Consider the following 24,105-nt stretch of genomic DNA (forward strand, 5'->3'; position numbering starts at 1 on the left):
AGGTCGTTAGGAGGTCCCCACCGGGCAAACCAGCAGGTCAGCACACCACACCAACACCCAGCATCACCCCAGCTAGCAGCACCCAAAGCACCCAACCGACAGCCCCACCGCGCAATGCCAACCGCGCAGCTCCCCCGCACTTAGGAGGTCGTTAGGAGGTCCCCACCGGGCAAACCAGCAGGTCAGCACACCACACCAACACCCAGCATCACCCCAGCTAGCAGCACCCAAAGCACCCAACGAAGCAGGCCGGCTCAGTCAGACGGCAAGCCATTCAGTAGGCCAAGTGGCTCCGCTAAGATCAGGGACAGCATTGAGGAAAGCAGTCCAAGCCCGATCTGGCATCCGAGAGACCGCGGCATGGCGTGCGAGCAAGCAATAAGAACATCCCGAACTAGATTGAAGTGGACGGATGACACCAGAAGAGCTCCGCGACATACTCACATCAGCTCGAACCCTCGGTGCCGAAGCAGCAGACATCGAGGCCAAGAAGGCGGAAACCGCTTTTCCGAAATCCTGCAAGGAAACCCTCTCAGCCTTCTCCAATACTCCCGGCGGCGGAACATTGATTCTCGGAGTCGACGAGGCTTCCGGATTTTCGGTGACCGGTACCCGAGACCCAGGAAAAATCCAGTCCGACCTGGCCGCCATGTGTCGAACGGAAATTTCCCCGCCAATCTCACCCGCAATTACCATTATTCCCATTGACGGAAAAAGCGTCGTTGTCGCCGAGGTGAGCGAGCTACCTCGGGAGCAGAAGCCTGCATATTGCACAAGTCTTGGGATGAATCGAGGCTCCTTCATCCGGGTCGGTGAAGGAGATAGAAGGCTTACACCGGAGGAAGTGCAGCAGCTCATTGCCGACCGCGGTCAGCCTCTCTTCGACCACGAGACAGTTCCCGGGTCAAGTATCAGCGACCTGGACGAGAGTGCGGTCAATGACTATGTCAAGCGAATGCGTCTATCGAACCCGCGGATCTTCGGCGATGCTTCTCCAGACATAATCCTGCGGATGACTAAGGTCACCGTCAAGTCCGGCAGCGAGGATCTACTCACGCTGGGCGGACTCCTTGCACTTGGACTCTATCCGCAACAACATTTCCCTCAACTCAACCTAACGTTCGTGCACTTTCCGACAGTGAGCGGCGAGTCCACGTCTACGGGAGTTCGATTCCTGGACAACGTCAGCGTTAATGGCCCTATCCCTGTCATGGCCAAGGAAGCGCTGCTGGCGATCCAGCGGAACATGTCGAAGCGAGCCTTGATCGTTGGCGAGGGGCGTCGCGACGTCTGGGAGTACCCACCCGAAGCGCTACGAGAGGCAATCGTAAATGCTCTGGTGCACCGAGATTTGAGCCCCGGGTCCAGGGGCTCACAGGTGCAAGTAGAGATGTACCCCGATCGACTTCGGATTCTTAACCCTGGCGGATTGTTTGGAGCGCTAGACATCACGCGCCTCGGGGAGGAGGGGCGTTCGTCGGCGCGAAACTCCCTACTTATGAAGCTTCTCGAAGATGTCACCGTGCCTGGCGAAGATCGGACCGTGTGCGAGAACCGCGGATCTGGCATTCGGGCTATGAATATTGCATTTAGGCAAGCAGGGATGAGCCCGCCTAATTTCATTGACCGGACCACTTCATTCGAAGTTATCATGCCGAATCACACGCTGCTTGATGACGACACAGTGAAATGGCTAATGGCGCTCGGTCGAGAAGGCCTTCGGGACAGTCAGTGCATCGCTCTTTCGCTAATGCGCCGCGGCGAGGTACTGGACAACTCCAAGTATCGATCAGCTACCGGCGTAAGCGACAGTCGAGCGGCGACTTTTGAGCTACAGGATCTCGTGGCGCGCGAGTTCGTCGATCAGACTGGGACACGCGGTGGTGCGCGCTATACCCTGTCCGACTATGCAGCGTCGGTAACGGCAGAGGGAAAGCATCGCATCCGCCTGGATCGGCGCCGCCAGATCACTCAACTGCTTTCCGTTCACGGCGAGCTCTCTAAGGCGCAAATCAGTGAGCTGCTTAATCTTACTCACAAGACGGCAGAGCATTGGATTCGAACATTGAAGAACGAAGGGAAGATCGAGCCCACCCAGGCAGGAAAGGGCCAACACGCGAAGTACAGGATCAGTCCCCAGCTCGACTTGGACGATGTGACAGAGCAACCAGAGCAGGAGGGCGACGCCACAGACACTCCGCCCGCCTGAGTGTCTAACTGCGTGACAACGCACACGCACAGCGACAGACAGGTGCGGACGGCTGTGGACTAACACCGCAGGCCAATGGCTCACCGCTCCGGGGCCGGACGCTCGCCCAGGTTGCTTCGGGACGAAGCGGTCGCTCCGTTAAGGTGCGCGGCATGACCGACGACGCCACGGCCTGTCCCGAGTGCAGCCAGCCCATGAAGTCTGGTGGCTTCGTCCTCGCCAGGCGGGAGGACGATGGCCGGCGGACCTGCCGGACGTTGTGGAGATGCAGCGGTCGGCATGTCTGGTGGAACTGGGCCGACCGTCCGGATGAGCCTTTGGAGCCCTGCCCCGTGCCGCAGCTCTTCCGCTGACATCCAACGTTGCCATCAACGCCCCCGAACGGCGACGACACTCAGCACCTACGCGTGGCACCGGTAACTGAGGTGTGCCTCATCCGGGACGAGAGGAAATCGAAATCCTGAAGCGAGTGGCGCAGGTTCGAGTCTCGCCGGGGCACCGAAGAAGGCCCAGTGTCGAGACGGCTACGTTGAGGGCGTGGACGAAGAAGCAATCACCATCAGGCTCACGCGCGATCAAGCGTTCGTGCTGTCGGACTGGCTTTACCAAGTCATGTTCCAGTCCGACGACCTTGAGGGAATCGTGCGCGACCGAGCCGTATGGTCACCGATCTACACGATCTCTGGAACGTTGGACACGACGCTGAGCGAGATCTTCATGCCCGACTACGCCGAGCGACTCGACGCAGCCAAGGAGCGGCTCCGAGTCGACCTCTACGGCGATGCCGACGGACCAGAGGCGTCAGGCAGGGACGCGGACGCCGCACCACAAGCGCACCAGATAGAGAGGGGAGCAGCGGGGAATCACGGTGAAAGCAGCTGAGCCAGACGAGGCGATGGCTCAGTCATTGGCCCAGGTCAGCGCCCAGACCAGCTCCAAATGCCCGCAGCTTCCCAAGCTGAGAGCGCGAGTTCGATTCTCGTCACCCGCTCCATGATGAAACCCCAGGTCAACGACCTGGGGTTTGTTTGTTGTCTAGTCCAATTTGAGGGTGGCGTGCCCTCTGTGTGCCCTAGGTCGTGTCTCTCAACTCCCGTAACCAGGCGATGATCGCCGCCAGCACGGCTGCGGAGCGGTAGACGATCGGCCTTGGCGGACAGCACGGCGCCGCGCAGGGTGAGGTTGTCGGCCTCCGAGCCGGAGCCGGTGAAGACGATCTCGCCGGGCCGAGCCCCGATCAGGGCAGCGGCCTGCGCGCGTGCCCGATCGAGCGCGCGGCGGGGCTGATCGCCGTAGGAATGGCTGCTGGAGGGGTTGCCGAAGTAATGCACCAGGTGAGGCAGCATGGCCTCGACGACCCTGGGGTCGACGGGAGTGGTGGCGTTGTAGTCCAGGTAGACCGGCTCGCCCCACAGTCCGGGGTGCGCGGGGGTCATGCTGCTTCTCCGAGGTTTGCTTGATGTGCGGGCAGGATTTTCGGGTGCCGCCCTTGTCATGTGGGCTCGGTACATCGTCGGTGTGTCGAGTCGACGCGTCTGGTGAGACCGGTCCGGTCCATCAGTTCCAGCAGCGGCACTGCGACACGGCGGGTGGTCTCCAGAATCTGCCGCGCCTGACTGAGCGTGAACGGCTCGTGCAGTTCGACCAGGCGCTGCCGAGCCCTCTCGGGTGCGTCGGGGAGCAGCACGACGTTTCCCGGCAGGCGCAGCAGCAGACCGGAGCGGGCGGCCGCCGCCACTTGTCGTTCCGCCAGGCCCAACGACTGAAGCTCATCCGTCGTCGGAGCGCCGAATGGCGCCTCGACGAGGCGATCGCGGACGGCCTGCAGAGCGCGTTCGACGGCTTCCGAAAAGGTGGGCCTCGCATCCTCGCGATGGACACCGGTGGCGTCCTGGACCAAGTCGGCCTCGCCGACCAGAGCGTCGAGCAACTTGGGGTGGGGCAGCGCCAGTTCCCGTACGACCGTCTCCCGTGGCATGCCGGGCGCCAGCGGGTGGCTCTTCGCCCACTGATCCGTGGTTCGGCGCAGTCGTGCGGTCCATTTGTCCCAGTGCTCCGGGTGAACCAGCCAGTCCCCGACGACAACGGCTTCCGGCGGCGGTTCGCCGCCGGGGGGCAGTACGCCCGTGGCCGTCAGTCGGCTTCGGGTGACGACGCCCAGACGGGCGAGTTCCAGGGTGGGGTCGGGACGGTCGGGCACTTCGGTGAGCGCCGTGGCGCGAGCCGCCGCCGCTCCGCGCCGGTTCAGGGGTGGCGGCAGGACGTCGAGGACGACCGCCCCGACGGTGATCATCCGATCGTCCGGGGCGCGGAGCGCGGCGCGCTCTCCTTGGTGCACCGCGATCGGGGAGGCGAGTACAAGGCGTGCCGTGTCCGGGCCGAGGAGTCTGACCCGTACGGGTATCGCGGCGGAGCCGAGGTGGAACACGAGTTCCTTCGGCATCCGTTCCTCCGCCCGGGTCAGGCGGACGTCCAGCTGGTCAGTGACCGTCCATCCTCCGTGGGAGATCAACGCATGCCCCCGCTTCATCGTGGAGCAGTCGCTGCCGCGGAGGTTCAGGGCGACGCGGGAGACCGCCGCCGCGCCGCTCACACTCGTCTTGAGGCATTCCATCGAGCGAACGCGGACGATACCGCCTGTCGGGGCGATCCGAAGCTCGTCTCCCACTGCGATGCTGCCACTGCCGAGCGTCCCGGTGACCACAGTGCCCGTGCCTCGCACGGTGAAGACCCGGTCGACCCACAGCCGTGCGGGCCGCCCGGAGTCCGGCACGGGCATCCGGCCGGCCAGCCGCGCGAGAGCCGCCCGCAGCGCGCCCATGCCGTGTCCGGTGACCGCGCTGGTCTCCACGATCTCCGCGGCCGACAGCGAGGTGCCGGCCAGGCGCTCGCGAGCCGCGGCGGCAGCCGCCGCGGGGTCCGCCAGGTCGGCACGGGTGACGGCGACGACGCCATGCCGCACATCGAGGGCGTCGAGTACGGCGAGATGCTCCTCGGTCTGCCTCGCCCATCCCCCATCGGCCGCCACCACGAGAAGCGCCGCGGGGGCGGGGCCCGCGCCGGCCAGCATGTTGGTGACGAACCGCTCGTGCCCGGGCACATCGACGAAGGCCGCGGTCTCGCCATCGGGGAGGGTGGTCCAGGCGTATCCGAGGTCGATGGTCATGCCACGACGCCTCTCCTCAGGCAGCCGATCGGTCTCCATCCCCGTCAGAGCCCTGAGTAGTGCGGTCTTGCCGTGGTCCACATGCCCGGCGGTCGCCATCACTCTCATGTGGCCCCGTCTCCTCCCTGGGAGCCGGTGGCCCGCAGGACGGCCTCCGCCAAGTCGTCGTCGCGTTCGGGCGGAACGCACCGCAGGTCCAGCAGGCAGTACCCGCGTTCGACGCGCCCCACGACGCACGGCTCGCCCGCGCGCAGCGCCTCCGCGCAGTCGGCGGACAGCTGGACCGCCCAGCCGGGGAGCCGGACCCCCGGGGCGCCGCCGCCACCGACGATGCCTTCACTCGCCACCGCGGCAGCGGGGACGCGCTGGTCGTTGAGCCGACCGGCCAGCCTCACGGCGCGGGTGCGCAGTGCCTCGGGATCCGCGTGCAGGAATTCTTGGACGGGTGGCCGGGATCCCACGAGGGTCGCCTCCAGGGCGGCGAGTGTGAGCTTGTCCAGGCGCAGGGCCCGGGCGAGTGGGTGGGCACGCAGGGCGGCGACGATCTCTCGGGTGCCGAGCAACAGGCCCGCCTGCGGGCCGCCCAGGAGCTTGTCGCCACTGGCGGTGACCAGGTTCGCTCCCTGCGCGAGCCAGCCGTCGGCGTCCGGCTCCTCCTGGATGAGTGGGTCGGCGGTGAGCAGCCCGGAGCCGATGTCGGCGACCACCGGTGGACCGAGTGTGGCCAGGTCGGCGACGGAAGCGGCACTGGTGAAGCCCTCGACGCGAAAGTTGGAAGGGTGGATCTTGAGGAGGAAGCCCGTGGCAGGGCCGATCGCACGGCGATAGTCGTCGAGGTGGGTGCGATTGGTCGTCCCGACCTCGCGAAGTCGGGCTCCGGTACTGGCCAGGAGGTCGGGTAGGCGGAAGCCGTCCCCGATCTCGACCAACTCCCCCCGGCTCACGACGATCTCCCGGCCCGCGGCGAGGACCGTGGCGGCGAGGACCAGGGCAGCGGCGCCGTTGTTGACGACATGGACCTCTTCGGCTCTGGGCACGGCCGCGCGCAGCGCCGCCAGAGCACCTCGGCCCCGGCGCGCCCGTGTCCCGCTCCAAATGTCGAACTCCACGTCCACATAGCCACTGGCCGCCCGTACGGCCTCGACAGCGGCCGGGGACAACGGGGCGCGGCCGAGGTTGGTGTGCAGGACGACGCCCGTGGCGTTGAGAACCGGACGCAACGTCGTGGTGGTCCGGGGCAACAACGCCGAGGCGAGGTCGGCCACGGCTTCGGGCGGTATCTCTCCTCTGCGCGCTCGCCGTTGGGCCTCGTGCACGGCTTCCTTGACGACGGCGCGCCCGAGCCGGCGGCCCGCGTCGGCGAGACGGCGATCCGCCAGCACGAGATCGGTGCCCGGGACGCGCCGGCGTGGATCGCCCGTGGCGGGCTTGGCCGTCGTCATCCGACGACGAGGATGTCGTCCTGGGCGGGCACCAGTTCGCCGATGACAGGCGCCCCGGGAATCTCGCCGACGATCAGCAGTCCGCCGGATGTCTGGGCGTCGGCCAGCAAGAGACGCTCCTCCTCGTCGACGGCCGCTCCCCACCACGTATGGGGGTCGACCCAGGCGAGGTTGCGCTTGCTGCCGCCGCTGACGAATCCGGCTCGAACCGCCTCACGAGCACCGTCGAGGTAGGGAACGGCAGCCGGGTCCACCCTCGCTGTGACACCGCTCGCCCGGGCCAGCTTGTAGAGGTGCCCCAGCAGTCCGAAGCCGGTGACGTCGGTCGCGCAGACGGCGCCCGCGGCGAGGGCCGCCGCCGAGGCGTCCCGGTTCAGGGCGGTCATGGTCGCGACAGCCTGGGGGAAGTTCTCCCCGGTGCGCTTGTGGCGTGTGTTGAGGACACCGATGCCCAGCGGCTTGGTCAGAGACAGGGGCAGACCGGGCCGGCCGGCGTCGTTGCGCAGAAGGCGGTCGGCGTCGGCGATCCCGGTCACCGCCAGGCCATACTTCGGATCGGCGTCGTCGATGCTGTGTCCGCCCGCGAGGTGGCAGCCGGCGGCACGGGTGATGTCGAGCCCGCCGCGCAGCACCTCCCCGGCGAGTTCCATGGGCAGTGTGTCGATCGGCCAGGCCAGTAGGTTCACGGCGACGAGGGGTGTGCCGCCCATTGCGTAGACGTCGGAGAGGGCGTTTGCGGCCGCGATGCGGCCCCAGTCGTAGGCGTCGTCGACGACCGGGGTGAAGAAGTCGGTGGTGAGGATCGTGGCCTGGTTGCCCTGCAGCCGTACGACGGCTGCGTCGTCGCCGCCGTCAAGTCCGACGATCAGTTCCCCGTGGCCGAACTCTCCTGAAGGGGAAGGAAGTTGAGCCACCATGGACTCCAGCCGACCTGGGTCTATCTTGCAGGCACAACCTCCACCGCGGGCGTATTGCGTCAGTCGTATGCCGGGGGACCGTGGGGCGGAACGCTTCAGCTGGGGCTGGGTGTCGGTGTTCATGCTTCCCATGTCAGAAGTGGCCTCGGTGATCGATTCGGCTGCCGACCGAGGAACGAGTCGGCTACGGTGGCGACGGAGGCGTCAGGGTTCCTGGTGGGCCTCCCCGCCTTCAAAGCGGGTGGGGCGAGGCATCCTCGCCCGGCGGGTTCGATTCCCGTCCGCCTCCGCCAGACCGAGCGGCTTCGCCGCTCCGCAGACCGGTGCCGGGCCGCTTCTCTCGGCCCGGCACCGTTCCCTGACACTGCTCAGCCGAGCAGCGGTCCCGCACCGGTGCGGCCCGGCTTGACCAGGACCACGTCCTCAGGTCCGGACGTGACGCGCACCTGTCCGTCCGTACGCTGCATGGAGCCGACGGACACCAGACCTATGGCGTCGTCGATGTCGACTCCCGGACGGTTCAGATGCATGGAGATGACGTCCTGAGGGCTGCCGTCGGCAGCGACATCGGCGGCCACGTAGACGTTCGAGGTGCCGTCCGGATTGTTCTTGATGAAGGCGACGCCCCGATCCGTCGGGGTACGAGTGATCACGAGTGGTTCCTCCTGTCTGTGTGAGGGTTTGTGTGCGGAACGGACTCCGTGGCGAACAGCGGCTCCGGTGCGGCGGTCGGCGTACCGAACATGACCTGCTTCCACTCGCCGCTGTAGGCGTAGATCCCACAGGACGTGGTGGCCCGCAGACGAGCCGGTAGCCGCGACGCCGCGATGTGACGCTGGGACTCGCCCATGGCGTAGACACTGTCCAGCCGGTCCCAGAGCGAGAAGCTCAGCAGGGTCCGGCTGTGCCACTGGACGAGCGTGGTGTGACCGAGGTAGCCGTCGGCCACCCGGCGCACCTCGCGCTTGACCCTGTGGTGCAGGGCGAGGATGAGCAGCAGGGAGAACAGGTTGCGGCACTCGAAACGAGTGAGGACAACCTGCCCCCGCGGATCACTGGCACGCTGATGTCCGCTCATCTCACCAGCTCCCCAGGACGACGACCGCGGCGACCAGCAACAGCGCGACACCGCACGTCCTTCGGATCAGGGTGAACCAGGGCCGAATCCTGTCTCCGTGTTCGGGCATTCCTCTGACGCTGTAGTAGACACTCCGCACCGCGATCGTCAGCACACCGACCACGGTCATGCCGACCAGGACATACCCCGCGGCGGACGGGACCAGCAGCCCCGTTCCGGCGAGAGCCGCCCAGGTCAGTGAAGTGCTCTTCTGCGTCGTGAACAGCAAGGACAGGTCGAATCCCCAGACCAGGCCGAGCCTCCCCGGGGGGATGCTGCGGACATACGCCTGAGGTACCTGGCGCCAGATGTGCGGTGTGCGGTTGGTGATGTCGGCCAGACCGAACACCACCAGCGTCACCGCGACCACCACCAGCCGAGCATGCGGTGGCAGCCACCACTCCAGCAGTGTGCCCAGTCCGAACAGGACCGCGGCGAGGAGCAGTGAGGCGACGGATCCGCCGACGAGAAGCCCCGTCAGGAACCTGGTGCCCTGCGGTTTGTTGCGGCGCAGCATGGGACCGGCGACCCCGGCCATGGACTGGCCTCAAGGACTGAAGACTTGCAGGACCGCCGCGATGCCGGCGATCACCAGCCATGTCGTCATCGTGGGACCGCCGTCAGTCGTGCAGGCACTGGGCTGCGGACAGCCTGTTACCGGCGGTCTCGCAGCAGGCGCAGTGGAGGGCGCCGCTGGCGGTTTCGCAATACCAGATGTATGACGCGTGTGCCTTGCAGTAGCTGTACGTGGTGTTCTCCGGCCAGTTGGCCAGGTTGCAGCACGCCGGTGCGGCCGCCGCCTGCTGCGCTCCGGCGAAGACGCCCGCCGAGGCCGCGAGGCCGGTGGCGCCGACTCGGGCCATGAGCCGACGGCGCCCCATACCCTTCTTGGGTTCGGCGGTGTCCGCCGCCGACACGCCTCTTCTGAGGAACTTCATTTGACTCCTCCTGTCACCAGGGGTTGGACCTTCTGCTGGATCGCGCGGAACGTACCGAAGGTGTAGGCGTCGGTGAGCACTCCTTCCTCGAAGACCAGGGCTGCGGGGCTGCTGTTCACACCGAGACTTCCGATGGTCCACATACCGCCCTCGTCGACGTAGTGAGGGATCTTCCGCAACGCGTGGCGGTCGACGAACTCCGCGCCCGCGTCGGCGCTGCCGGAGGAGACGATCAGCCCGTACCGGTCGCCGAGTTCCCCCGGCGCCAGTCGGGACAGTTCCTCCCCCACCTTGGTGCACGTGGCGCACACCGGGCTGAGGACCAGCAGTACACTCCGGCCCCGGTCCACGTGCGCACGCAGCGCGTCCGGCCAGTCGGCCGGCGCGACACCCAATGTGACGTCCCTCAACGGGACGACGGATTCTTCGTCACCCGGGTCGGGCACACGTGAGGAGAGTTCGCCCATCATCGCGAAGAGCAGGGCGACGGCAACGGTCAGCACAAGCAGTGCCACCGAGAGCAAGACGGTCATGCGGCCCTACCTTCGTTAGGCAGCGGACTCCGACTGTTTGAAGAGATTTCCGAGCACCGTGTACGCGCGCTCGCGATGCGAGAAGAGCAGCCAGCCACACGTCGTGATCGCCGCCAGGGCTGCGACGCCGGCGGACAAGGAACCGCCCTGAGGCATGCTCACGCCATGCACCCACAGTGCGGCCGCTCCGTCGGCCAGGATGGCGAGACCCATCAGTGCGTTGCCGACGCCCAGGGGCCGGGTGCTGTCCGCACCGAAGCAACCGCACGGCTCGGTGCTGCCACGCAGCAGCCCGAGGAGCCCGGCGCCGAAGAAGAGGGCCCCGAAGAGCACCAGTGACACATGCGCCGGACCGCGTAGGGCGGGGATCGCCAGAGCCAGAGCCACCGCGATCTCCCCGATCGCCAAGAGTCGGATCACGGCAACGGGCACAGGACGCCTGCCGGGACGAAGCTCTCCCGCGGCTGCCGCCCCGAGCGCCGGTGCGACCACCTTTGCTGCTCCGCCCCGTACCAGCAGTGCCGCGACGGCCGCGTCAGCGCACACGAATAAAGCATCAGTAAATGTCACGTATCCCCGTTCATTCCCTGCTTGTCCCCCGCCGACTGCCGTACGCGATAAGGCCCGCGCTCAGCCGGCCAGATACTCGACGTCGAGGCTGTCGGAATGCCCCGGCCAGGAGAGGGAGAATTCCCAGCACCCCGGCTTCGGCATGTCGATGAGAGAGGGGCCGGGCCCTCCCGCGACCGAACGGGACACCACTTGGTCTGTGCCGACAAGCTTGGCCTTGATGACCAACCGGTCGTCAGGCCCCATCTCGGCCGCACCCTCGGTGTCCTTCGCCACCCAGAGGATCTTGTTCTGCCGCCCCTTGGCAGCCGGCGCGTGGTACGGGAAACCGAAGAGCACCGCGGCGATCTCGCCCTTGTTCCCGATGATGTGACGCTGGGAACCGGCCTGCGGAAGTTCCTTTCGCGCCCAGGCGGGAAGAGGGCCCTGCTCCACCGCGGGGCGACAACTCCCGTCCGCCTTCGACGCGGCCACGGTGTTCGTGGGCTTCGTCGCCCTCGCGTCCTTGGGATCGTCTCCGGACGCGCTGCACCCGCTAGCTGCGAGGACAACAGCTGCCATGAGCGCGATCAGGGAACCAGGGACGGTAAAGCCCTCCGAGCGAAGAAGGATCGGTCGACTCAGCCGTGCGAACATCTCTGACTCCGTCGCGTCGTGGCCACTCGCCTTGGCTGAAAGCCAGCAAGCTGGACGATGGATCACTGTTCCACGGGACTCAACAGGCAGGGAACGCGCTATCTGGTCAGACTCACAGGAGGCACACAAGTCAGGCCGGACTCGTGGCGTGCAGCCTCCAGAAACACGATCGCCAACACGCAGCCGACGGCCGAACGAGCGACACCGGACCGTACGGTATTTCGGATGAGGCAGCTCACCACAGACCGCACACCAGTTCCCCGACGGGAGGGGGTACGGGCACACCGCCACCCTCTTCCCACGTTCCACTTGTTGATGTCTGAACGGCCGGAATCACGCGGCAAGCTCTGGTTTGCCCGTCGGCGAGCGGCTCGCGGCTGTCCAAAACCAGCCAGTCGATAGAAATCGCTTACGACTGGCTGCGCAGTCACCCACCGGGAGGTTGGGCGCTCCAGCCCTCTGCCAGGGCCGCAAGCGGTCCACCCGTGCCCGGCAGCGAGTCCGATGTCTGAGGGTGCGGTCGGCCCACAAGTGCGCGTCAGGGCACGTTCGGCCGAGAAGACGGGCGAAGGGATCCTGTCCAGCCGCGCCTGCCATGGCATCAGTCTCAATGCATCCGGCGTGTGCACTCGCGACGAGGCGGCTGGAGTAGGCAGCAAGGCGAACCGAACCCGACGCATCTGCCAACGCGTCCGGCAATTTCCCGTCGATCCGTAGCGTCGTGCCCTTAGCGTGCCCGTAAGAGCGGTCAACCACGGTCAACAGAGGTGCGAACCGACCAGGGAAGCCTCTTCAGAACGGGGCATCTCTTGCAGGTCAGATCCATAGCGCCCACCCAAGCGCCGTAGCTTCCCAAGCTGAGAGCGCGAGTTCGATTCTCGTCATCCGCTCCATGATGAAACCCCAGGTCAGCGGCCTGGGGTTTTCTTGTTGTCTAGTCCAATTCGGGGGTACGCGCCCTCCGCTTGCCCTAAGTCGCGCAAATGCGCCACCAGGAGAGGCGTCGAAGGTGATTCCTGACGATGCGTCAGCCTGAAAGGAACGGGTACCAGTCGGCGAGGCCGAGGAAGGCTCGCGCGATTGCCTCGCCGTGCACGAAGAGCGCACACCGGAGCAGGGGCTGGTGGCTGCGTGTCGTCGTTCAAGGTCCGGCTGGTGCACTCTACGTACGCCCATCGACGCGCAGGCCGATCGGGATGAGCCGGACGGGTCGACCATCGCCAGCAGCACACTCCGCTCCCACCGCTGCCCGGCCGTTCACTCAGGAAACGTAAGCGGCGTTCACTCAGCGAACGGAGTTCTGTTCACTGAGTGAACGCACCTGACTGCTTGTTCAGAGCCTGAACGGAGGACCGCTCAGAGCCTGAACAGGGGCCCGCTCAGAGCTTGAACGGTATCGCGATGCTTGGGCAGCAAGCAGGGGCGCCCGGCGGTCGCTGCGCCGTACGGCGGTGATGGCATGGGGAAGAAGCTCAGCGACGAGGACCGGCGCGGCCTGGCCGCGCTGTTCCGGTCCAACGTCAACGTGTACGGCACCTTCCGTCTGGACAGGGACGCCCGAATCGACCTGGGGCCGTTGCCGTCGTGCCCCGCCCCCGTACATCTGCTGGCGCCGCCGATCGATCACAAGCGCAGACACGCTGAGGGCTGCCGGGCTTCATCGACCGTGCCCCCGCCCCCGAGCCAGCCTCGCATCAGCCCTGTCGACTATGACCCGCATCACATCCAGTTCTTGTCAGGAATCGGGCCGTTGTTTCGCTCAAGTCACCGGAAGCAAGCGACCGACAGGAGCGAGACATGAAGCACCGCATCGTCGTCCTCGGTGCCGGCTACGCCGGGGCGTACGTGGCCGGGACCCTGGCCCGCCGGCTGTCCCCGGCGGACACCGAGATCACGGTCGTCAACGCAGAGCCGGACTTCGTCCAGCGGCTGCGGCTGCACCAGCTCGCGGCCGGCCAGGAGATCGAGGCTCCACAGCTCGCCGAGGTCTTCGCGGGCACAGCAATACGGCTGCGCCGGGCCCGTGTCACCGCAGTCGACCCCGAGTTCCAGGTCGTCGCCGTGGCCGATGCCGACGGCGGCGGCGAGCTCGGCTACGACACGCTCCTCTACGCGCTCGGCAGCCACGGCGCCGACCACGGCGTCCCCGGCGTGGCCGAGCACGCCTTCGATGTCGCCGCCCGGCCCTCCGCGCTGCGCCTGCGCGAGCGCCTGGACAGCCTGAGCAATCGGGACGAAGGCCGGAGTGTCCTCGTCGTCGGTGACGGGTTGACCGGCATTGAGACCGCCACCGAGATCTCCGAATCCCGGCCCGGCCTGTCGGTGACGCTGGTCGCCCGCGGAGAGCTGGGCGCCCATCTCTCCGCGGGAGCCCGCAGCCACCTGCGCCAGACCTGCGACCGGCTGGGCATCACCGTCCTGGAGCACACCAGCGTCGAAGCCGTCGAAGCGACGCGGGTGCTGTGTGCCGACGGCACCGTCCTGGCGTCCGATGCGACCGTGTGGACGGCCGGGTTCGCGGTCAGCCCCATCGCCGCCGTAAGCGGGCTGGAGGTCACCGAGGACGGCCGGATCGTCGTCGATCGCACCATGCGGTCGGTCTCGCACCCGAACGTCTACGCCGCCGGTGACAGCGCGTACGCCGTGGGCGACAACGGCCGGCCACTGCCGATGTCCTGTGCTTCGGCCGGCTACACCGGCCGACAGGCCACGGACGCGATCGTCGGGCGCCTGACCGGCAGCAAGATCGCGAACACCAAGCTGGAGTACCCGGGCAACCACATCAGCCTCGGGCGGCGGGACGGAATCCTGCAGATGGTCGACCACGAAGGGCAGGCAAAGCCGAAGTACATGGGCGGCCGCAAGGCCGCCCGGATCAAGGCGGGCATCGTGAAGATGTCGCTGTGGGCCACCTCGCACCCGACCTTCGGCCTGCCCAAGCGCAAGCGCCGCCTGGCCGCTGCCGCCTCGAACGTGTCCCTCGCCGAGAAGTCGGTCGCGTAGCCGCGCCCCCAAGCTCACTGGGTAATACACCCAGGCTTTGTTTCAAGACCTTGAGCCACTCGACGTGCCGTGCCCATCCAGCGAAATCACCGTGGTGAACCCGGCACTCATCCCCTGCCTGGCCGGTGAACTCGACGGCGTCCTGACAGTCCATGTCGAGAAGGCCCCTATCAGCGGCTTCTGCTGCGACCGCAATCGGGAAGAGCTGACCCGCGACGAGACCGAAACCCCGCTCGCCCGGCGATGAACCCCCTCCTCGGAAGGAGAAGCATGTCCACTCAAGCCGCAGCCCCGGCCAACGCGTCGCCCTCACCCTGGCCAAGCGTGGCCAGGGCCGTCGCCTTGCTCACGGTCAGCATCAGCCTGCTGCTCACCGCCTTCGCCTGGCCGTCAGTACGCTCTTCGGTGCACGATGTGCCGATCGCCGTCGCCGGGCCCGCACCCGCCGTCAAGCAGATCACGCCCTTACTCGACCAACGGCTTCCCGACGGTTTCGAGGTCACCCAGGTCGCCGACACGGCCGCCGCAGAACAACTGATCCGCGACCGCAAGGTGTACGGGGCGATCGACCTGACCTCCGGCACCCCACAGGTCATTACCGCGTCCGCCGCAAGCACCGCGGTCGCGCAGACCCTGAACAGCATCGTGGCCGGTCTCAGCCAGGGACAGGGAAGCAGCACTGCGGTCACCACCCGCGACCTCGTCCCGCTGCCGGACGGTGACCCGCGCGGCGCCGGACTGTCCGCCGGAGCCCTGCCGCTGGTCATGGGCGGCCTGCTCGCCGCCCTGCTCTTGACCAGGCTCGTCCGCGGCAACCTCCGCCGCGTCACCGGAGCGTTCGCCTTCGCCGTCACCGGCGGACTTGCCGTGGCAGCGATCCTGCAGTTCTGGCTCGGCTCACTCGACGGTTCCTACTGGGCCAACAGCGGCGCCGTCGCCCTGACCATCGCAGCCACCTCCCTGAGCATCCTCGGCCTCGAGTCACTGCTCGGGTACGTCGGCTTCGGCCTCGGCGCCGCCACGATGATGCTCATCGGCAACCCCCTGTCCGGCACAGCGACCGCACCCGAGATGCTGCCTGGCTGGTCCGGCCCCCTCGGCCAACTGCTGCCCCCCGGGGCCGGAGGCCGGCTGCTGCGCTCCACCGCGTTCTTCGACGGCCACGGCGCTGCCCACTCTGCCACCGTCCTGGCGGCGTGGCTCATGCTCGGCGTGGTGCTGTGCCTGGCCGGCAACCTACGCCATCGTCCTACCGCTACCGTCGAAGACGGGGCCGTACAGCCGGCCCTGCACACGACGGTCTGACTCCACAGCACCTACCGGCTTGGGACGTTCCCCGCCCACCACCGCAGGAAGGCGTCCTTAGGGTGGTCCACATGGACAGTGCCGCCACTGATCACTTCGACACCAGTCGGTTCGAGGTCAGCCGCAACCGGATGGCCTCGCTGGCGTACCGGCTCCTGGGCTCCGCCACCGACGCCGAAGACGCCGTGCAGGACGCGTTCCTGCACTGGCAGGCCGCCGACCGGCGGCGGATCAAGGTGCCGGAAGCATGGCTGACCAAGGTCACCACCAACCTGTGCCTCGACCGGCTCCGCTCGGCACAAGCCCGCCGCGAACGCACCGCCGGCGCCTGGCTGCCCGAACCGCTCCTCGACGGCGACCCGATGCTCGGCCCGGCCGACACCTTCGAGCAGCGCGAATCGGTCTCCCTGGCCCTGCTGACGCTCATGGAGCGCCTGTCCCCCGTCGAACGGGCCGTCTATGTCCTGCGCGAAGCGTTCTCCTACAGCCACTCCGAGATCGCCGAGATCCTCGACATCACCGAGTCCGCGAGCCAGCAGCACCTCCACCGGGCCCGGCGCCGCATCACCGCCGCCCGCAACGGCGGCGCCGAAGCCGACCCCGCATCCGCCCGCCGGATCGTCGAGGAATTCCTCGCCGCCGCCACGTCGGGCCGCACCGAACGGCTGGTGGCGCTACTCACCGACGACGCGACCGCGGTCTCCGACGGCGCCGGCGGCCTGGCCACGACGCTGCTGCGGTACGACACTCCGCAGCGCATCGCCGCCGTCGTACGGGCCGGCTTCAAACCCACAGACGCGAAGCGGCGACTGGCCGGTGGCACGCCGGCCATCCACTACGCGCTCGTCAACGGCGCCCCCGCCATCCTCTTCGTGCTCGGCGACCAGGTCGTCGGCTCCACGATGTTCGACATCATCAACGGCAAGATCGCAACCATGCACGGCATTGCCGCGCCCAACCGCCTCGCCCGTCTCACCGAAGCCTGGCGGCAGCACGAACCGGACGCTCCGCTCATCACCCAGTGGTGACCCCGGCCGTGCCGGACCGGCAAGGTTGCCATCCAGTACCACACCGCCCGCTTTCGCCTCGTGCCCCAACTCGCCAAGGCACTCAGTGTGCCGACCCCCGCCGTACGCAAGCCGGGGTCGGTCTGGACCGAGCTGCCCCGGCCAGTGAGCGCCGACGCCGAACCGGGCGGACACGTCGCGCCTCGGCTACGCCCGCGCCTCGACTGCCCGGCAGTCCCTCGACGCACAGCTCGACTCCCTCTCCGAGGCCGGAGTGACCCGGGTCTTCTCGGAGAAGATCTCCACTCGCGCCACCCGGCGCCACGAGCTGGAGGCAGCCGTTGAGCTCGCCGGGGAGATCCGCTCCTCCCGTGTCGCCGTCACCCTGGTCGTCCACGAGCACAAGCGGCTCGGCCGCGGCATCGAACTCGCCATGCTCGCCGAGGAGCTGAAGGCGAGCGGCGTCGGCCTGGAATTCCTCACCGGGGAGCTCAAGGGCTCGCACAACCCTCCGGGATCGTGTTCACGGTGTGTCCGGCATGGAGCGCGAGTACATCGGCGACCGCACCTTCGAAGGCCACGAGTCCGCACGTAAACGCGGCAGGACCATCGCCGGCGCGGGCGTCACCGACCAGTCCACGCTGTCCATGGCCCTGCACCTGCGCGACCAAGAGATGTGTCTGCGCGACATCGCCAAGCGGCTTGTCATCACCACGGGCGCGGAGAAGGGCCAGAGCCCCTCGCCCGCCACCGTCATGCGGATGCTCCGCGAACCCGACGAACAGGCCGCCACGGCGGCGGGCGTGTGATCCCCCAGGGGCACCGAGCGTCGCTCGGGCCCTGGGGGTGGCTGAGCTGCAGGGAGGGCTTCAGGGTGCAGTTGATGTAGAGGGCGGTGAGATCGTCGAAGCGGTACAGGGTGTCCGGGGCAAGGGCAGGTGACTCTGCCATGGCTGTCTCCCTTGCTGAAGGCGAGCAACAGGCAGCGTCTCGTGGGGAGCCCGGTTTCTCCCGTGGCTTTCCCGTGCATGCGTCGTGCGATGAGTGGGAACCGTCAGGCGTCGGCCAGTTCGGCGGCGCCGAAGGAGACGTCGAAGCGGTCGCACCAGATACTGACACTGCCGTAGCGGGACAGGTCGACGTTCTCGGGCACGGCGTAGTTCTGGCTGCCCTTGTTGCCCTTGAGCTTGCCGAGGCTGACGTATGCGCCATCGTCGAAGACGTGCCAGCCGGCCCGCCCCTCCTTCACCGGTGCGTCGGTCAGCCACACGCGCAGATCGGGGCCGTTGCTGGTGTCGAGGTTCTCCAGCCGGACCACATGCGCGCCGTCGGCCAGCCGAACGAGCTTCACACTGCCCGAGGTCGTGTGCTCGTGGCTGATCAGATCGCCACTCGCCAGCGTCACGGGTCCGGAGACCGGTGCCGACGGGGAGGGTGACGACTCCGTGTCAGGGGTCGCAGCCGGGGTTCCGGTGGGCTCCGCGACGGCGGGCAGGGACTCCGTCACCGTCTCGTCCTGCCAGAGCTTCCACGGCTGGAACCAGTACAGGCCGACGCCCACCCCCGCGACCACAGCCACCAACACCCCTACGGCCAAAGGCCCCAACCGCCCGCGCCCCATGTCGTCCCTCTTCCCGTTCCGTGAGCCTTGTCGTCCCCGTCCATACAACGCAAGGGACAGCCCTTCGGGTGGGGACGGCCGATGACGAAATCCTTACGTCCGGCTCGGCCTCGCACACTCTTACGGAAGCGTGACGTGCCGGGCGTGGGCGCGGGAGGTCCGGCCGGGGCGCCCTAGCGTGGCCCTATGCGTGTACTGGTCACCGGCGGTGCCGGATTCATCGGGTCCCATGTCGTGGATGTGCTGGCGGAGGGCGGGCACGAGCCCGTCGTGTTCGACGTGGCCGTGGACGCGGGCTCTGACGTACGGGACCGGCAGGCGGTAGACCGGGCGTTGGACGGGGTGGACGCCGTGTGCCACCAGGCGGCGATGGTGGGTCTCGGCACCGGTTTCGCCGACGCGCCGGAATACGTCTCCCGCAACGACCTCGGTACGGCTGTGCTGCTGGCCGCCATGGCGGACGCGGGGGTGTGGCGGCTGGTGCTGGCGGGGTCGATGGTCGTGTACGGGGAGGGGAGGTACGAGTGCGGTCGGCACGGCGTGGTGCGGCCCGGGCCCCGCGCGCTCGACGATCTCGCCGCGGCCCGCTTCGAGCCGCTGTGCCCGGTGTGCGGGGACGCGTTGGCGCCGGGGCTGGTGCGGGAGGACGCACCGGTCGACCCGCGCAATGTGTACGCCACGACCAAGCTCACCCAGGAGCACCTCGCGGCGGCGTGGGCGCGTACGACGGGCGGGTCGGCGGTGTCGTTGCGCTACCACAACGTCTACGGACCCCGGATGCCCCGCGACACCCCCTACGCCGGGGTGGCCTCCTTCTTCCGCTCGGCCCTGGCGGACGGCCGGGCGCCCCGGGTGTTCGAGGACGGTCGGCAGCGGCGGGACTTCGTGCACGTACGGGACGTGGCCGGTGCCAACGTCATGGCCCTGGAGGCCGATGTGCGGGCCGGGACGCTCACGGCGTACAACACCGGCAGCGGTGAGCCGCGCACCGTCGGGGAGATGGCGGCGGCGCTGGCCGACGCCTGCGGCGGTCCGGAGCCCGTCGTGACCGGGGAGTACCGGCTCGGGGACGTGCGGCACATCACGGCGGACTCGTCGCGGTTGCGCTCGGAGCTGGGGTGGAAACCGGAGGTCGGGTTCACGGAGGGCATGCGGGAGTTCGCCCGTGCCGGGATGCGGGGCTCGTAGGCCGGCGCGAACCGCGCCGGCCCGTGAACGACCAAGTACCGGTGGTGCTGCCCGTGTTCAGGAAGCGGCTGCGGGCAGCACCACCTCGAATCGGCAGCCGCCGGGGATGTTGCGGACCGTGGTGCGGCCCTGGTGGGCCTCGACGATCCCGCGCACGATGGCGAGGCCGAGTCCGGCGCCCGCCGGGGGTGTACGGGCGTGGGTGCCACGCCAGCCCGTGTCGAAGACGCGGGGCAGGTCCTCCTCGGGGATGCCTCCGCAACCATCCGACACGGAGAGCAGCACGCCGTCGGGGGAGCGTTCGGCGGCCACCATGACGGTGCCGTCGGCGGGGGTCCTGCGGATCGCGTTGACCAGGAGGTTGCCGAGCACCCGGCTCATCTCCCTGCCGTCCACCTCCACGGGCAGGGGCTCGACATGGTCGCCGACCAGCCGGACCCCGTGCTCGTCCGCCAGTGGGTACACCCCGGCGAGGGCGTCGCCTACCAGGTCGTAGACGGATACCCGGGACGGTGTGAGGGAGAGGGCTCCGGCGTGGATGCGGGAGAGTTCGAAGAGGTCGCCGACCATGCCGTTGAGGCGTTCGACCTCGGTGCGGATCTGGGTGAGATAGCGGGCGGGGTCGGCGGCGACGCCGTCCTCCAGGGCCTCGGCCATCGCGCGCAACCCGGCGAGCGGGGTGCGCAGGTCGTGCGAGATCCAGGCGACGAGTTCGCGCCGCGAGGATTCCAGGGCGCGCTCCCGCTGTCGGGACTCGGCGAGCTTCGCGCTCGTCGCCGCCAACTCGGCGCTCAAGGAGGCGAGTTCCGCGGTGGCAGGGCCGGCGGGCGCGGTGAACGAGCCGCCGTCGCCGAAGGAGCGGGCGGCGAGCTGGAGGGCGCGGCTGCGGGCGACGACCCAGCGGCCGAGCAGCAGCGCGGTGGCCAGCGAGACGACCGCCGCCATCGCCACGACCGTGGTGACGACCCACAGGTCATGCGAGGAGAGGAACATCGCCCACGCCACGGCCAGGGTGCCGGCGAGCATCGCGGTCACCGCGACGGCTGCCACCACAGCGAGCGACGCGATGAGCGAGCGGCGTCGCAGCAGCCACAGTGCGACCGCGCCCAGCAGTCCGGCCGCGACGGCGCCGAGGAACGCGAACAGGGCGATGAGCAGGGTGTCACGCATGTTCACGCCTCCCCGTTCCGGTGGGGGGCGGGCGGTTCGTGCGCGACGACCGGGGTTCGGGTAGGGGTGCCGGCTGCTCGTAGTCCGGCGGGAGCACCGTCGGTCGAGGTGGCCGCGGTGTCGAAGCGGTAGCCGACTCCCCAGACCGTCTGGATCAGCCGCGGGCTCGCCGGGTCGTCCTCGACCTTGCCGCGCAGTCGGCGGACGTGGACGGTGACCGTGGACAGGTCGCCGAAGTCCCAGCCCCACACCTCACGCATCAGGTCCTCGCGGCTGTGGGCACGGCCTGGGTTGCGCAGGAAGAAAGCGAGCAGGTCGAACTCGCGCAAGGTCAGGGCGAGTTCGACGCCGTCCTTGGTGGCGCGACGAGCGGCCGGGTCCACGGTCAGGCCCGCCGAGCGCAGCGGGCCCAGAGGGGCCGCTCCGGACGCGGGCCGGGCGCGGCGTAGTACGGACTCGACGCGCAGGACCAGTTCGCGGGGGCTGAAGGGCTTGGTCACGTAGTCGTCGGCGCCGACCTCCAGGCCCAGGATGCGGTCGTCCTCGTCTCCGCGCGCGGTGAGCATGATGACCGGCACCGGGGCCTGTGCCCGCAGGCGGCGGCACACCTCCAGGCCGTCCATGCCGGGCAGCATCAGGTCCAGCACGACCAGGTCCGGCCAGTGCTCGGCGGCGCGGGCCAGTGCGGTCGGTCCGTCCCCCGCGCGGTCGACGGCGTGTCCGGCGCGGTCGAGGTATCCGGCGACGACCTCGGCGACCGTGGGGTCGTCGTCGACCACCAGGACGCGCGCCGCCGTCCGTCGCCCCGGCTCGTGTGGCTGCTGTTCCATGCGGCCCAGCGTCGCACCAAGCCCGGCCCCCGTGCCGCCCGGCGGACACCCCCAGCTCCTGACGTCCGCGTTCCGTAAGAACACTCTGACCGTTTTGCGAACTTCGTCCTCGTAGGGTGAAAGCCGTGACGACCTCTCCTCCACCATCGGACGTCGATTCGGTGCGTCCCCGCCCCCACGTCGACGTCGTGCTCCCCTGCCTGAACGAGGCCGACGCCCTGCCCTGGGTACTCGCCCATATCCCGGCCGGCTGGCGCGCCCTGGTCGTGGACAACGGCTCCACCGACGGCTCGCCCGACATCGCCCGCGCACTGGGCGCGACCGTGGTCCACGAAGAGCGCCGCGGCTTCGGCGCCGCCTGCCACGCGGGACTGACCGCCGCCACCGCCGACATCGTGGCCTTCTGCGACTGCGACGCCTCACTCGATCCCTCGCTTCTCATCCCCTTCGTCGGCGAATTGGCGGACGGGCGTACAGATCTGGTGCTCGGCCGACGCCGCCCGCAGGGGCGGGGCGCGTGGCCCGCGCACGCCAGGGCCGGGAATCTCGCGCTCGCCCGCATGCTGCGCCGCCGCACCGGCCTGCGCCTGCACGACCTCGGCCCGCTGCGCGCCGCCCGCCGTGAACCGCTGCTCGCCCTCGGGCTGACCGACCGCCGCAGCGGATATCCCTTGCAGATGGTGGTGCGCGCGGCCGACGCGGGCTGGCGCGTCACCGAGCACGACGTGCCGTACCTGCCGCGTACCGGCGCCTCCAAGGTCACCGGCACCTGGCGGGGCACCTGGCAGGCGGTGCGGGACATGAGCCGCGTCTTGCACGAACCAGCCGTACGGCAGGACGACACGGCGGGAGGGGTACGTCGATGACCACGCTCCTCGTCATCGCCAAGGAGCCGCGGCCGGGCCGGGTGAAGACCCGGCTCACCCCGCCCTTCACCCCGGCGGGGGCGGCGGCGCTCGCCGAGGCGGCCCTCGCGGACACTCTGCGGGTAGTGGCCGCGACGCCCGCCCTCCGACGCGTCCTGGTGCTGGACGGCCGGCCCGGTCCCTGGCTGCCGCCCGGCTTCGACGTCGTACCGCAGTGCGCGGGCGGCCTCGACGAGCGGTTGGCCGCAGCCTTCGCCGGATGCGACGGGCCGGCCCTGCTCATCGGCATGGACACCCCGCAGGTGACCCCCGAACTGCTGACCCTGGATTTCACCGGATGCGACGCGTGCTTCGGTCCGGCCGAGGACGGCGGGTTCTGGGCCCTCGGACTCGCCGAGCCGAACCCTGCACTGCTGCGCGGGGTGCCCATGTCGACGCCCGTCACCGGAGCCGTCCAGCGCGCCCGGCTGGTGGCCGCCGGGCTGCGGGTCCGCGACCTGCCGCGTCTGAGGGACGTCGACACCGCCGCCGACGCCGAGGCCGTCGCCACACTCGCGCCCCGCACCCGGTTCGCGGCGGAACTGGCCCGGCTGCGAGCGGTCAGTGGCCGATGAGCGGCACGGGCGAGAGGACCGCGCCGGTGAACGGTACGCACGGGAACAGGGGCCTGCCGGTGGCAGAGGACCGGCCGACGAGCGGCACGCGGCGCAGTCCCGTGCGGCGAACCTGGTCCGGTGATCCGTACGCCGACGCCCTGCGCGCCGGCCGCGGGCCGCTCTATCTGCGCCGCGGCGACGGCTGGTTGCTGCCGCTGGAGGTGGAGCGCTGGTGTGCCCGTGCCGACGCCGTCGATCTGGAGGCCCTGGGGAGGTGCGAGGGCGCCGTCCTCGACGTGGGGTGCGGGCCGGGGCGGCTGGTCGCGGAACTCGCCGCCCGGGGGCGGCCGGTGCTCGGCATCGACGTCAGTCGGGCCGCCGTCGCGCACACCCTGCGGCTCGGCGGCCAGGCGCTGCGGCGCTCCGTGTTCGAACCGCTGCCCGGAGAGGGCCGCTGGAACAGCGTCCTGCTTCTCGACGGCAACCTCGGCATCGGCGGCGACCCCCACGCCCTCCTGTCCCGCGTGAACGAACTGCTGTGTCCCGGCGGCCTCCTGATCGCCGAGACCGTCCCCGTGGACGTGGACGAGCGTGTCGAGGTCCGCCTCGTGGGCGGCGCCGAGGCCGCAGGCGCGGACGAGGGCGCCTTCCCCTGGGCCCGGCTCGGTACGCCGGCGCTGTTGCGCCACGCCCGTCGGCTCGGCTGGCGCGTGGTCGATCAGTGGACGGCGGGCGGGCGCTCCTTCGTCGTGCTGCGCAGCCGCGCCCGCCGCCGCACCCGTAGCGCCAGCAGCAGCGCCGAACCACCGAACAGCACGGCTGTGATCAGCCACCAGCGGGCGGCGAAGCCGTGCGCGGAGAGGCCGGTGGCGGATTCGTAACGGTCCGCCACCCGGCCGCTGATCAGTGGGAACCACACCAACAGCAGCAGCCCGGACAGGACAGCGGGCACACGGACGTACGCCACCAGTTCCCGGTCGCCGGCCTCACC

At 68.9% G+C, this 24,105-nt stretch carries 25 protein-coding genes, 1 tRNA gene and 2 pseudogenes; 13 read left to right on the top strand and 15 right to left on the bottom strand.

Going from position 1 to position 24,105, the window contains the following annotated elements; translation table 11 throughout:
- Nucleotides 1–412 precede the first annotated feature (412 nt).
- Entirely contained in the window at nucleotides 413–2,209 is a 1,797-nt protein-coding gene (locus tag ACZ52C_RS09840; RefSeq protein WP_469074233.1) for an ATP-binding protein, read from the top strand.
- 537 nt (nucleotides 2,210–2,746) lie between these two features.
- Nucleotides 2,747–3,091, top strand: a complete 345-nt coding sequence (locus tag ACZ52C_RS09845) for a hypothetical protein (protein ID WP_469074234.1) — start codon at nucleotides 2,747–2,749, stop codon at nucleotides 3,089–3,091.
- Nucleotides 3,092–3,126: 35 nt separating this feature from the next.
- Here the strand turns inward: ACZ52C_RS09845 and ACZ52C_RS09850 are convergent, their stop codons facing one another.
- From ACZ52C_RS09850 to selD, 4 genes are read right to left on the bottom strand one after another with little or no spacing between them, the layout of a single operon-like run.
- Nucleotides 3,127–3,645: an aminotransferase class V-fold PLP-dependent enzyme gene (locus tag ACZ52C_RS09850; RefSeq protein WP_469074235.1), complete on the bottom strand. Its 519-nt coding sequence runs from the start codon at nucleotides 3,643–3,645 to the stop codon at nucleotides 3,127–3,129.
- A 56-nt stretch (nucleotides 3,646–3,701) separates the two neighbouring features.
- Nucleotides 3,702–5,483: a selenocysteine-specific translation elongation factor gene (selB, locus tag ACZ52C_RS09855; RefSeq protein WP_469074236.1), complete on the bottom strand. Its 1,782-nt coding sequence runs from the start codon at nucleotides 5,481–5,483 to the stop codon at nucleotides 3,702–3,704.
- Nucleotides 5,480–6,817 (bottom strand): L-seryl-tRNA(Sec) selenium transferase, encoded by a 1,338-nt coding sequence (gene selA / locus ACZ52C_RS09860; RefSeq protein WP_469074237.1) that lies wholly within the window; start codon nucleotides 6,815–6,817, stop codon nucleotides 5,480–5,482. Before selA ends, selB begins: the two co-directional genes overlap by 4 nt.
- On the bottom strand, nucleotides 6,814–7,857 hold the full coding sequence (gene selD / locus ACZ52C_RS09865; RefSeq protein ID WP_469074238.1) for a selenide, water dikinase SelD: 1,044 nt from the start codon (nucleotides 7,855–7,857) through the stop codon (nucleotides 6,814–6,816). Before selD ends, selA begins: the two co-directional genes overlap by 4 nt.
- 74 nt (nucleotides 7,858–7,931) lie before the next feature.
- On the opposite strand from selD, the gene ACZ52C_RS09870 reads away from it, so the two are divergent.
- Nucleotides 7,932–8,027: transfer RNA gene (locus ACZ52C_RS09870), tRNA-Sec, on the top strand.
- 75 nt (nucleotides 8,028–8,102) lie between these two features.
- Here ACZ52C_RS09870 and ACZ52C_RS09875 read toward each other — a convergent pair.
- From ACZ52C_RS09875 to ACZ52C_RS09905, 7 genes are all read right to left on the bottom strand, one after another.
- Nucleotides 8,103–8,387 carry a hypothetical protein gene (locus tag ACZ52C_RS09875; protein WP_469074239.1) on the bottom strand — a complete coding sequence of 95 codons (285 nt, stop codon included), beginning with the start codon at nucleotides 8,385–8,387 and terminating at the stop codon, nucleotides 8,103–8,105.
- On the bottom strand, nucleotides 8,384–8,812 hold the full coding sequence (locus tag ACZ52C_RS09880) for a hypothetical protein (protein ID WP_469074240.1): 429 nt from the start codon (nucleotides 8,810–8,812) through the stop codon (nucleotides 8,384–8,386). Before ACZ52C_RS09880 ends, ACZ52C_RS09875 begins: the two co-directional genes overlap by 4 nt.
- 1 nt (nucleotide 8,813) lies before the next feature.
- Complete coding sequence (locus ACZ52C_RS09885; RefSeq protein WP_469074241.1) at nucleotides 8,814–9,389, bottom strand: hypothetical protein; 576 nt, start codon at nucleotides 9,387–9,389, stop codon at nucleotides 8,814–8,816.
- An 82-nt stretch (nucleotides 9,390–9,471) separates the two neighbouring features.
- Entirely contained in the window at nucleotides 9,472–9,789 is a 318-nt protein-coding gene (locus ACZ52C_RS09890; protein ID WP_469074242.1) for a hypothetical protein, read from the bottom strand.
- Complete coding sequence (locus tag ACZ52C_RS09895) at nucleotides 9,786–10,322, bottom strand: hypothetical protein (protein ID WP_469074243.1); 537 nt, start codon at nucleotides 10,320–10,322, stop codon at nucleotides 9,786–9,788. The genes ACZ52C_RS09890 and ACZ52C_RS09895 overlap by 4 nt, the downstream gene beginning before the upstream one ends.
- 15 nt (nucleotides 10,323–10,337) lie before the next feature.
- Complete coding sequence (locus ACZ52C_RS09900; RefSeq protein ID WP_469074244.1) at nucleotides 10,338–10,892, bottom strand: MauE/DoxX family redox-associated membrane protein; 555 nt, start codon at nucleotides 10,890–10,892, stop codon at nucleotides 10,338–10,340.
- A gap of 60 nt (nucleotides 10,893–10,952) precedes the next feature.
- Entirely contained in the window at nucleotides 10,953–11,528 is a 576-nt protein-coding gene (locus ACZ52C_RS09905) for a hypothetical protein (RefSeq protein WP_469074245.1), read from the bottom strand.
- A 1,797-nt stretch (nucleotides 11,529–13,325) separates the two neighbouring features.
- Here ACZ52C_RS09905 and ACZ52C_RS09910 point away from each other — a divergent pair.
- The 6 genes and pseudogenes from ACZ52C_RS09910 (at nucleotide 13,326) to ACZ52C_RS09935 (ending at nucleotide 17,652) form a co-directional block, all read left to right on the top strand.
- Nucleotides 13,326–14,531: an NAD(P)/FAD-dependent oxidoreductase gene (locus ACZ52C_RS09910; protein WP_469074246.1), complete on the top strand. Its 1,206-nt coding sequence runs from the start codon at nucleotides 13,326–13,328 to the stop codon at nucleotides 14,529–14,531.
- 94 nt (nucleotides 14,532–14,625) lie between these two features.
- Nucleotides 14,626–14,778, top strand: a complete 153-nt coding sequence (locus ACZ52C_RS09915) for a hypothetical protein (RefSeq protein ID WP_469074247.1) — start codon at nucleotides 14,626–14,628, stop codon at nucleotides 14,776–14,778.
- Nucleotides 14,779–14,801: 23 nt separating this feature from the next.
- Nucleotides 14,802–15,836 (top strand): ABC transporter permease, encoded by a 1,035-nt coding sequence (locus ACZ52C_RS09920; RefSeq protein ID WP_469074248.1) that lies wholly within the window; start codon nucleotides 14,802–14,804, stop codon nucleotides 15,834–15,836.
- A 71-nt stretch (nucleotides 15,837–15,907) separates the two neighbouring features.
- A complete protein-coding gene (locus ACZ52C_RS09925) occupies nucleotides 15,908–16,864 on the top strand; it encodes a sigma-70 family RNA polymerase sigma factor (protein ID WP_469074249.1) in 957 nt (318 codons plus the stop codon).
- Nucleotides 16,865–17,105: 241 nt separating this feature from the next.
- Nucleotides 17,106–17,438, top strand: a pseudogene (locus ACZ52C_RS09930) (recombinase family protein); the annotation flags it as partial.
- Nucleotides 17,383–17,652 (top strand): hypothetical protein, encoded by a 270-nt coding sequence (locus tag ACZ52C_RS09935; RefSeq protein WP_469074250.1) that lies wholly within the window; start codon nucleotides 17,383–17,385, stop codon nucleotides 17,650–17,652. The pseudogene ACZ52C_RS09930 and the gene ACZ52C_RS09935, both read left to right, overlap by 56 nt.
- Before the next feature lie 19 nt (nucleotides 17,653–17,671).
- On the opposite strand, the pseudogene ACZ52C_RS09940 reads toward ACZ52C_RS09935, so the two are convergent.
- Both ACZ52C_RS09940 and ACZ52C_RS09945 read right to left on the bottom strand, forming a co-directional pair.
- Nucleotides 17,672–17,794 (bottom strand): annotated as a pseudogene (locus ACZ52C_RS09940) (flavodoxin family protein); the annotation flags it as partial.
- Nucleotides 17,795–17,897: 103 nt separating this feature from the next.
- Entirely contained in the window at nucleotides 17,898–18,464 is a 567-nt protein-coding gene (locus ACZ52C_RS09945) for a DM13 domain-containing protein (protein WP_469074251.1), read from the bottom strand.
- Between the two features lie 186 nt (nucleotides 18,465–18,650).
- Between ACZ52C_RS09945 and ACZ52C_RS09950 the strand changes: the two genes are divergently transcribed.
- Nucleotides 18,651–19,652 (top strand): NAD-dependent epimerase/dehydratase family protein, encoded by a 1,002-nt coding sequence (locus ACZ52C_RS09950; protein ID WP_469074252.1) that lies wholly within the window; start codon nucleotides 18,651–18,653, stop codon nucleotides 19,650–19,652.
- Between the two features lie 57 nt (nucleotides 19,653–19,709).
- Here the strand turns inward: ACZ52C_RS09950 and ACZ52C_RS09955 are convergent, their stop codons facing one another.
- Both ACZ52C_RS09955 and ACZ52C_RS09960 read right to left on the bottom strand, forming a co-directional pair.
- Complete coding sequence (locus ACZ52C_RS09955) at nucleotides 19,710–20,822, bottom strand: sensor histidine kinase (protein WP_469074253.1); 1,113 nt, start codon at nucleotides 20,820–20,822, stop codon at nucleotides 19,710–19,712.
- A 2-nt stretch (nucleotides 20,823–20,824) separates the two neighbouring features.
- Entirely contained in the window at nucleotides 20,825–21,652 is an 828-nt protein-coding gene (locus ACZ52C_RS09960; protein WP_469074254.1) for a response regulator transcription factor, read from the bottom strand.
- Nucleotides 21,653–21,768: 116 nt separating this feature from the next.
- Between ACZ52C_RS09960 and ACZ52C_RS09965 the strand changes: the two genes are divergently transcribed.
- Genes ACZ52C_RS09965 through ACZ52C_RS09975 form a run of 3 tightly spaced genes read left to right on the top strand, consistent with a single transcriptional unit; the run spans nucleotide 21,769 to nucleotide 23,995 of the window.
- The gene (locus ACZ52C_RS09965) at nucleotides 21,769–22,518 is read left to right on the top strand and encodes a glycosyltransferase family 2 protein (protein WP_469074255.1); all 750 of its coding nucleotides are present in this window, start codon (nucleotides 21,769–21,771) and stop codon (nucleotides 22,516–22,518) included.
- Nucleotides 22,515–23,132, top strand: coding sequence for a TIGR04282 family arsenosugar biosynthesis glycosyltransferase (locus ACZ52C_RS09970; RefSeq protein WP_469074256.1), 618 nt, complete (start codon nucleotides 22,515–22,517; stop codon nucleotides 23,130–23,132). Before ACZ52C_RS09965 ends, ACZ52C_RS09970 begins: the two co-directional genes overlap by 4 nt.
- A complete protein-coding gene (locus ACZ52C_RS09975) occupies nucleotides 23,129–23,995 on the top strand; it encodes a class I SAM-dependent methyltransferase (protein ID WP_469074257.1) in 867 nt (288 codons plus the stop codon). The genes ACZ52C_RS09970 and ACZ52C_RS09975 overlap by 4 nt, the downstream gene beginning before the upstream one ends.
- The last annotated feature ends 110 nt before the right edge of the window (nucleotides 23,996–24,105 follow it).

The organism is Streptomyces sp. NPDC034049, from assembly GCF_055575575.1.

Excerpts from the sequence above, each read along its gene's own strand:
- ACZ52C_RS09970 (WP_469074256.1), top strand. The coding sequence starts at position 22,515 with ATGACCACGCTCCTCGTCATCGCCAAGGAGCCGCGGCCGGGCCGGGTG.
- ACZ52C_RS09945 (WP_469074251.1), bottom strand. The coding sequence starts at position 18,464 with ATGGGGCGCGGGCGGTTGGGGCCTTTGGCCGTAGGGGTGTTGGTGGCT.
- ACZ52C_RS09955 (WP_469074253.1), bottom strand. The coding sequence starts at position 20,822 with ATGCGTGACACCCTGCTCATCGCCCTGTTCGCGTTCCTCGGCGCCGTC.
- ACZ52C_RS09885 (WP_469074241.1), bottom strand. The coding sequence starts at position 9,389 with ATGGCCGGGGTCGCCGGTCCCATGCTGCGCCGCAACAAACCGCAGGGC.
- ACZ52C_RS09910 (WP_469074246.1), top strand. The coding sequence starts at position 13,326 with ATGAAGCACCGCATCGTCGTCCTCGGTGCCGGCTACGCCGGGGCGTAC.
- ACZ52C_RS09905 (WP_469074245.1), bottom strand. The coding sequence starts at position 11,528 with ATGTTCGCACGGCTGAGTCGACCGATCCTTCTTCGCTCGGAGGGCTTT.
- ACZ52C_RS09925 (WP_469074249.1), top strand. The coding sequence starts at position 15,908 with ATGGACAGTGCCGCCACTGATCACTTCGACACCAGTCGGTTCGAGGTC.
- selD (WP_469074238.1), bottom strand. The coding sequence starts at position 7,857 with ATGAACACCGACACCCAGCCCCAGCTGAAGCGTTCCGCCCCACGGTCC.
- selA (WP_469074237.1), bottom strand. The coding sequence starts at position 6,817 with ATGACGACGGCCAAGCCCGCCACGGGCGATCCACGCCGGCGCGTCCCG.
- ACZ52C_RS09850 (WP_469074235.1), bottom strand. The coding sequence starts at position 3,645 with ATGACCCCCGCGCACCCCGGACTGTGGGGCGAGCCGGTCTACCTGGAC.
- ACZ52C_RS09880 (WP_469074240.1), bottom strand. The coding sequence starts at position 8,812 with ATGAGCGGACATCAGCGTGCCAGTGATCCGCGGGGGCAGGTTGTCCTC.
- ACZ52C_RS09895 (WP_469074243.1), bottom strand. The coding sequence starts at position 10,322 with ATGACCGTCTTGCTCTCGGTGGCACTGCTTGTGCTGACCGTTGCCGTC.
- ACZ52C_RS09840 (WP_469074233.1), top strand. The coding sequence starts at position 413 with ATGACACCAGAAGAGCTCCGCGACATACTCACATCAGCTCGAACCCTC.
- ACZ52C_RS09950 (WP_469074252.1), top strand. The coding sequence starts at position 18,651 with ATGCGTGTACTGGTCACCGGCGGTGCCGGATTCATCGGGTCCCATGTC.
- ACZ52C_RS09890 (WP_469074242.1), bottom strand. The coding sequence starts at position 9,789 with ATGAAGTTCCTCAGAAGAGGCGTGTCGGCGGCGGACACCGCCGAACCC.
- selB (WP_469074236.1), bottom strand. The coding sequence starts at position 5,483 with ATGAGAGTGATGGCGACCGCCGGGCATGTGGACCACGGCAAGACCGCA.
- ACZ52C_RS09920 (WP_469074248.1), top strand. The coding sequence starts at position 14,802 with ATGTCCACTCAAGCCGCAGCCCCGGCCAACGCGTCGCCCTCACCCTGG.
- ACZ52C_RS09975 (WP_469074257.1), top strand. The coding sequence starts at position 23,129 with ATGAGCGGCACGGGCGAGAGGACCGCGCCGGTGAACGGTACGCACGGG.
- ACZ52C_RS09935 (WP_469074250.1), top strand. The coding sequence starts at position 17,383 with ATGGAGCGCGAGTACATCGGCGACCGCACCTTCGAAGGCCACGAGTCC.
- ACZ52C_RS09960 (WP_469074254.1), bottom strand. The coding sequence starts at position 21,652 with ATGGAACAGCAGCCACACGAGCCGGGGCGACGGACGGCGGCGCGCGTC.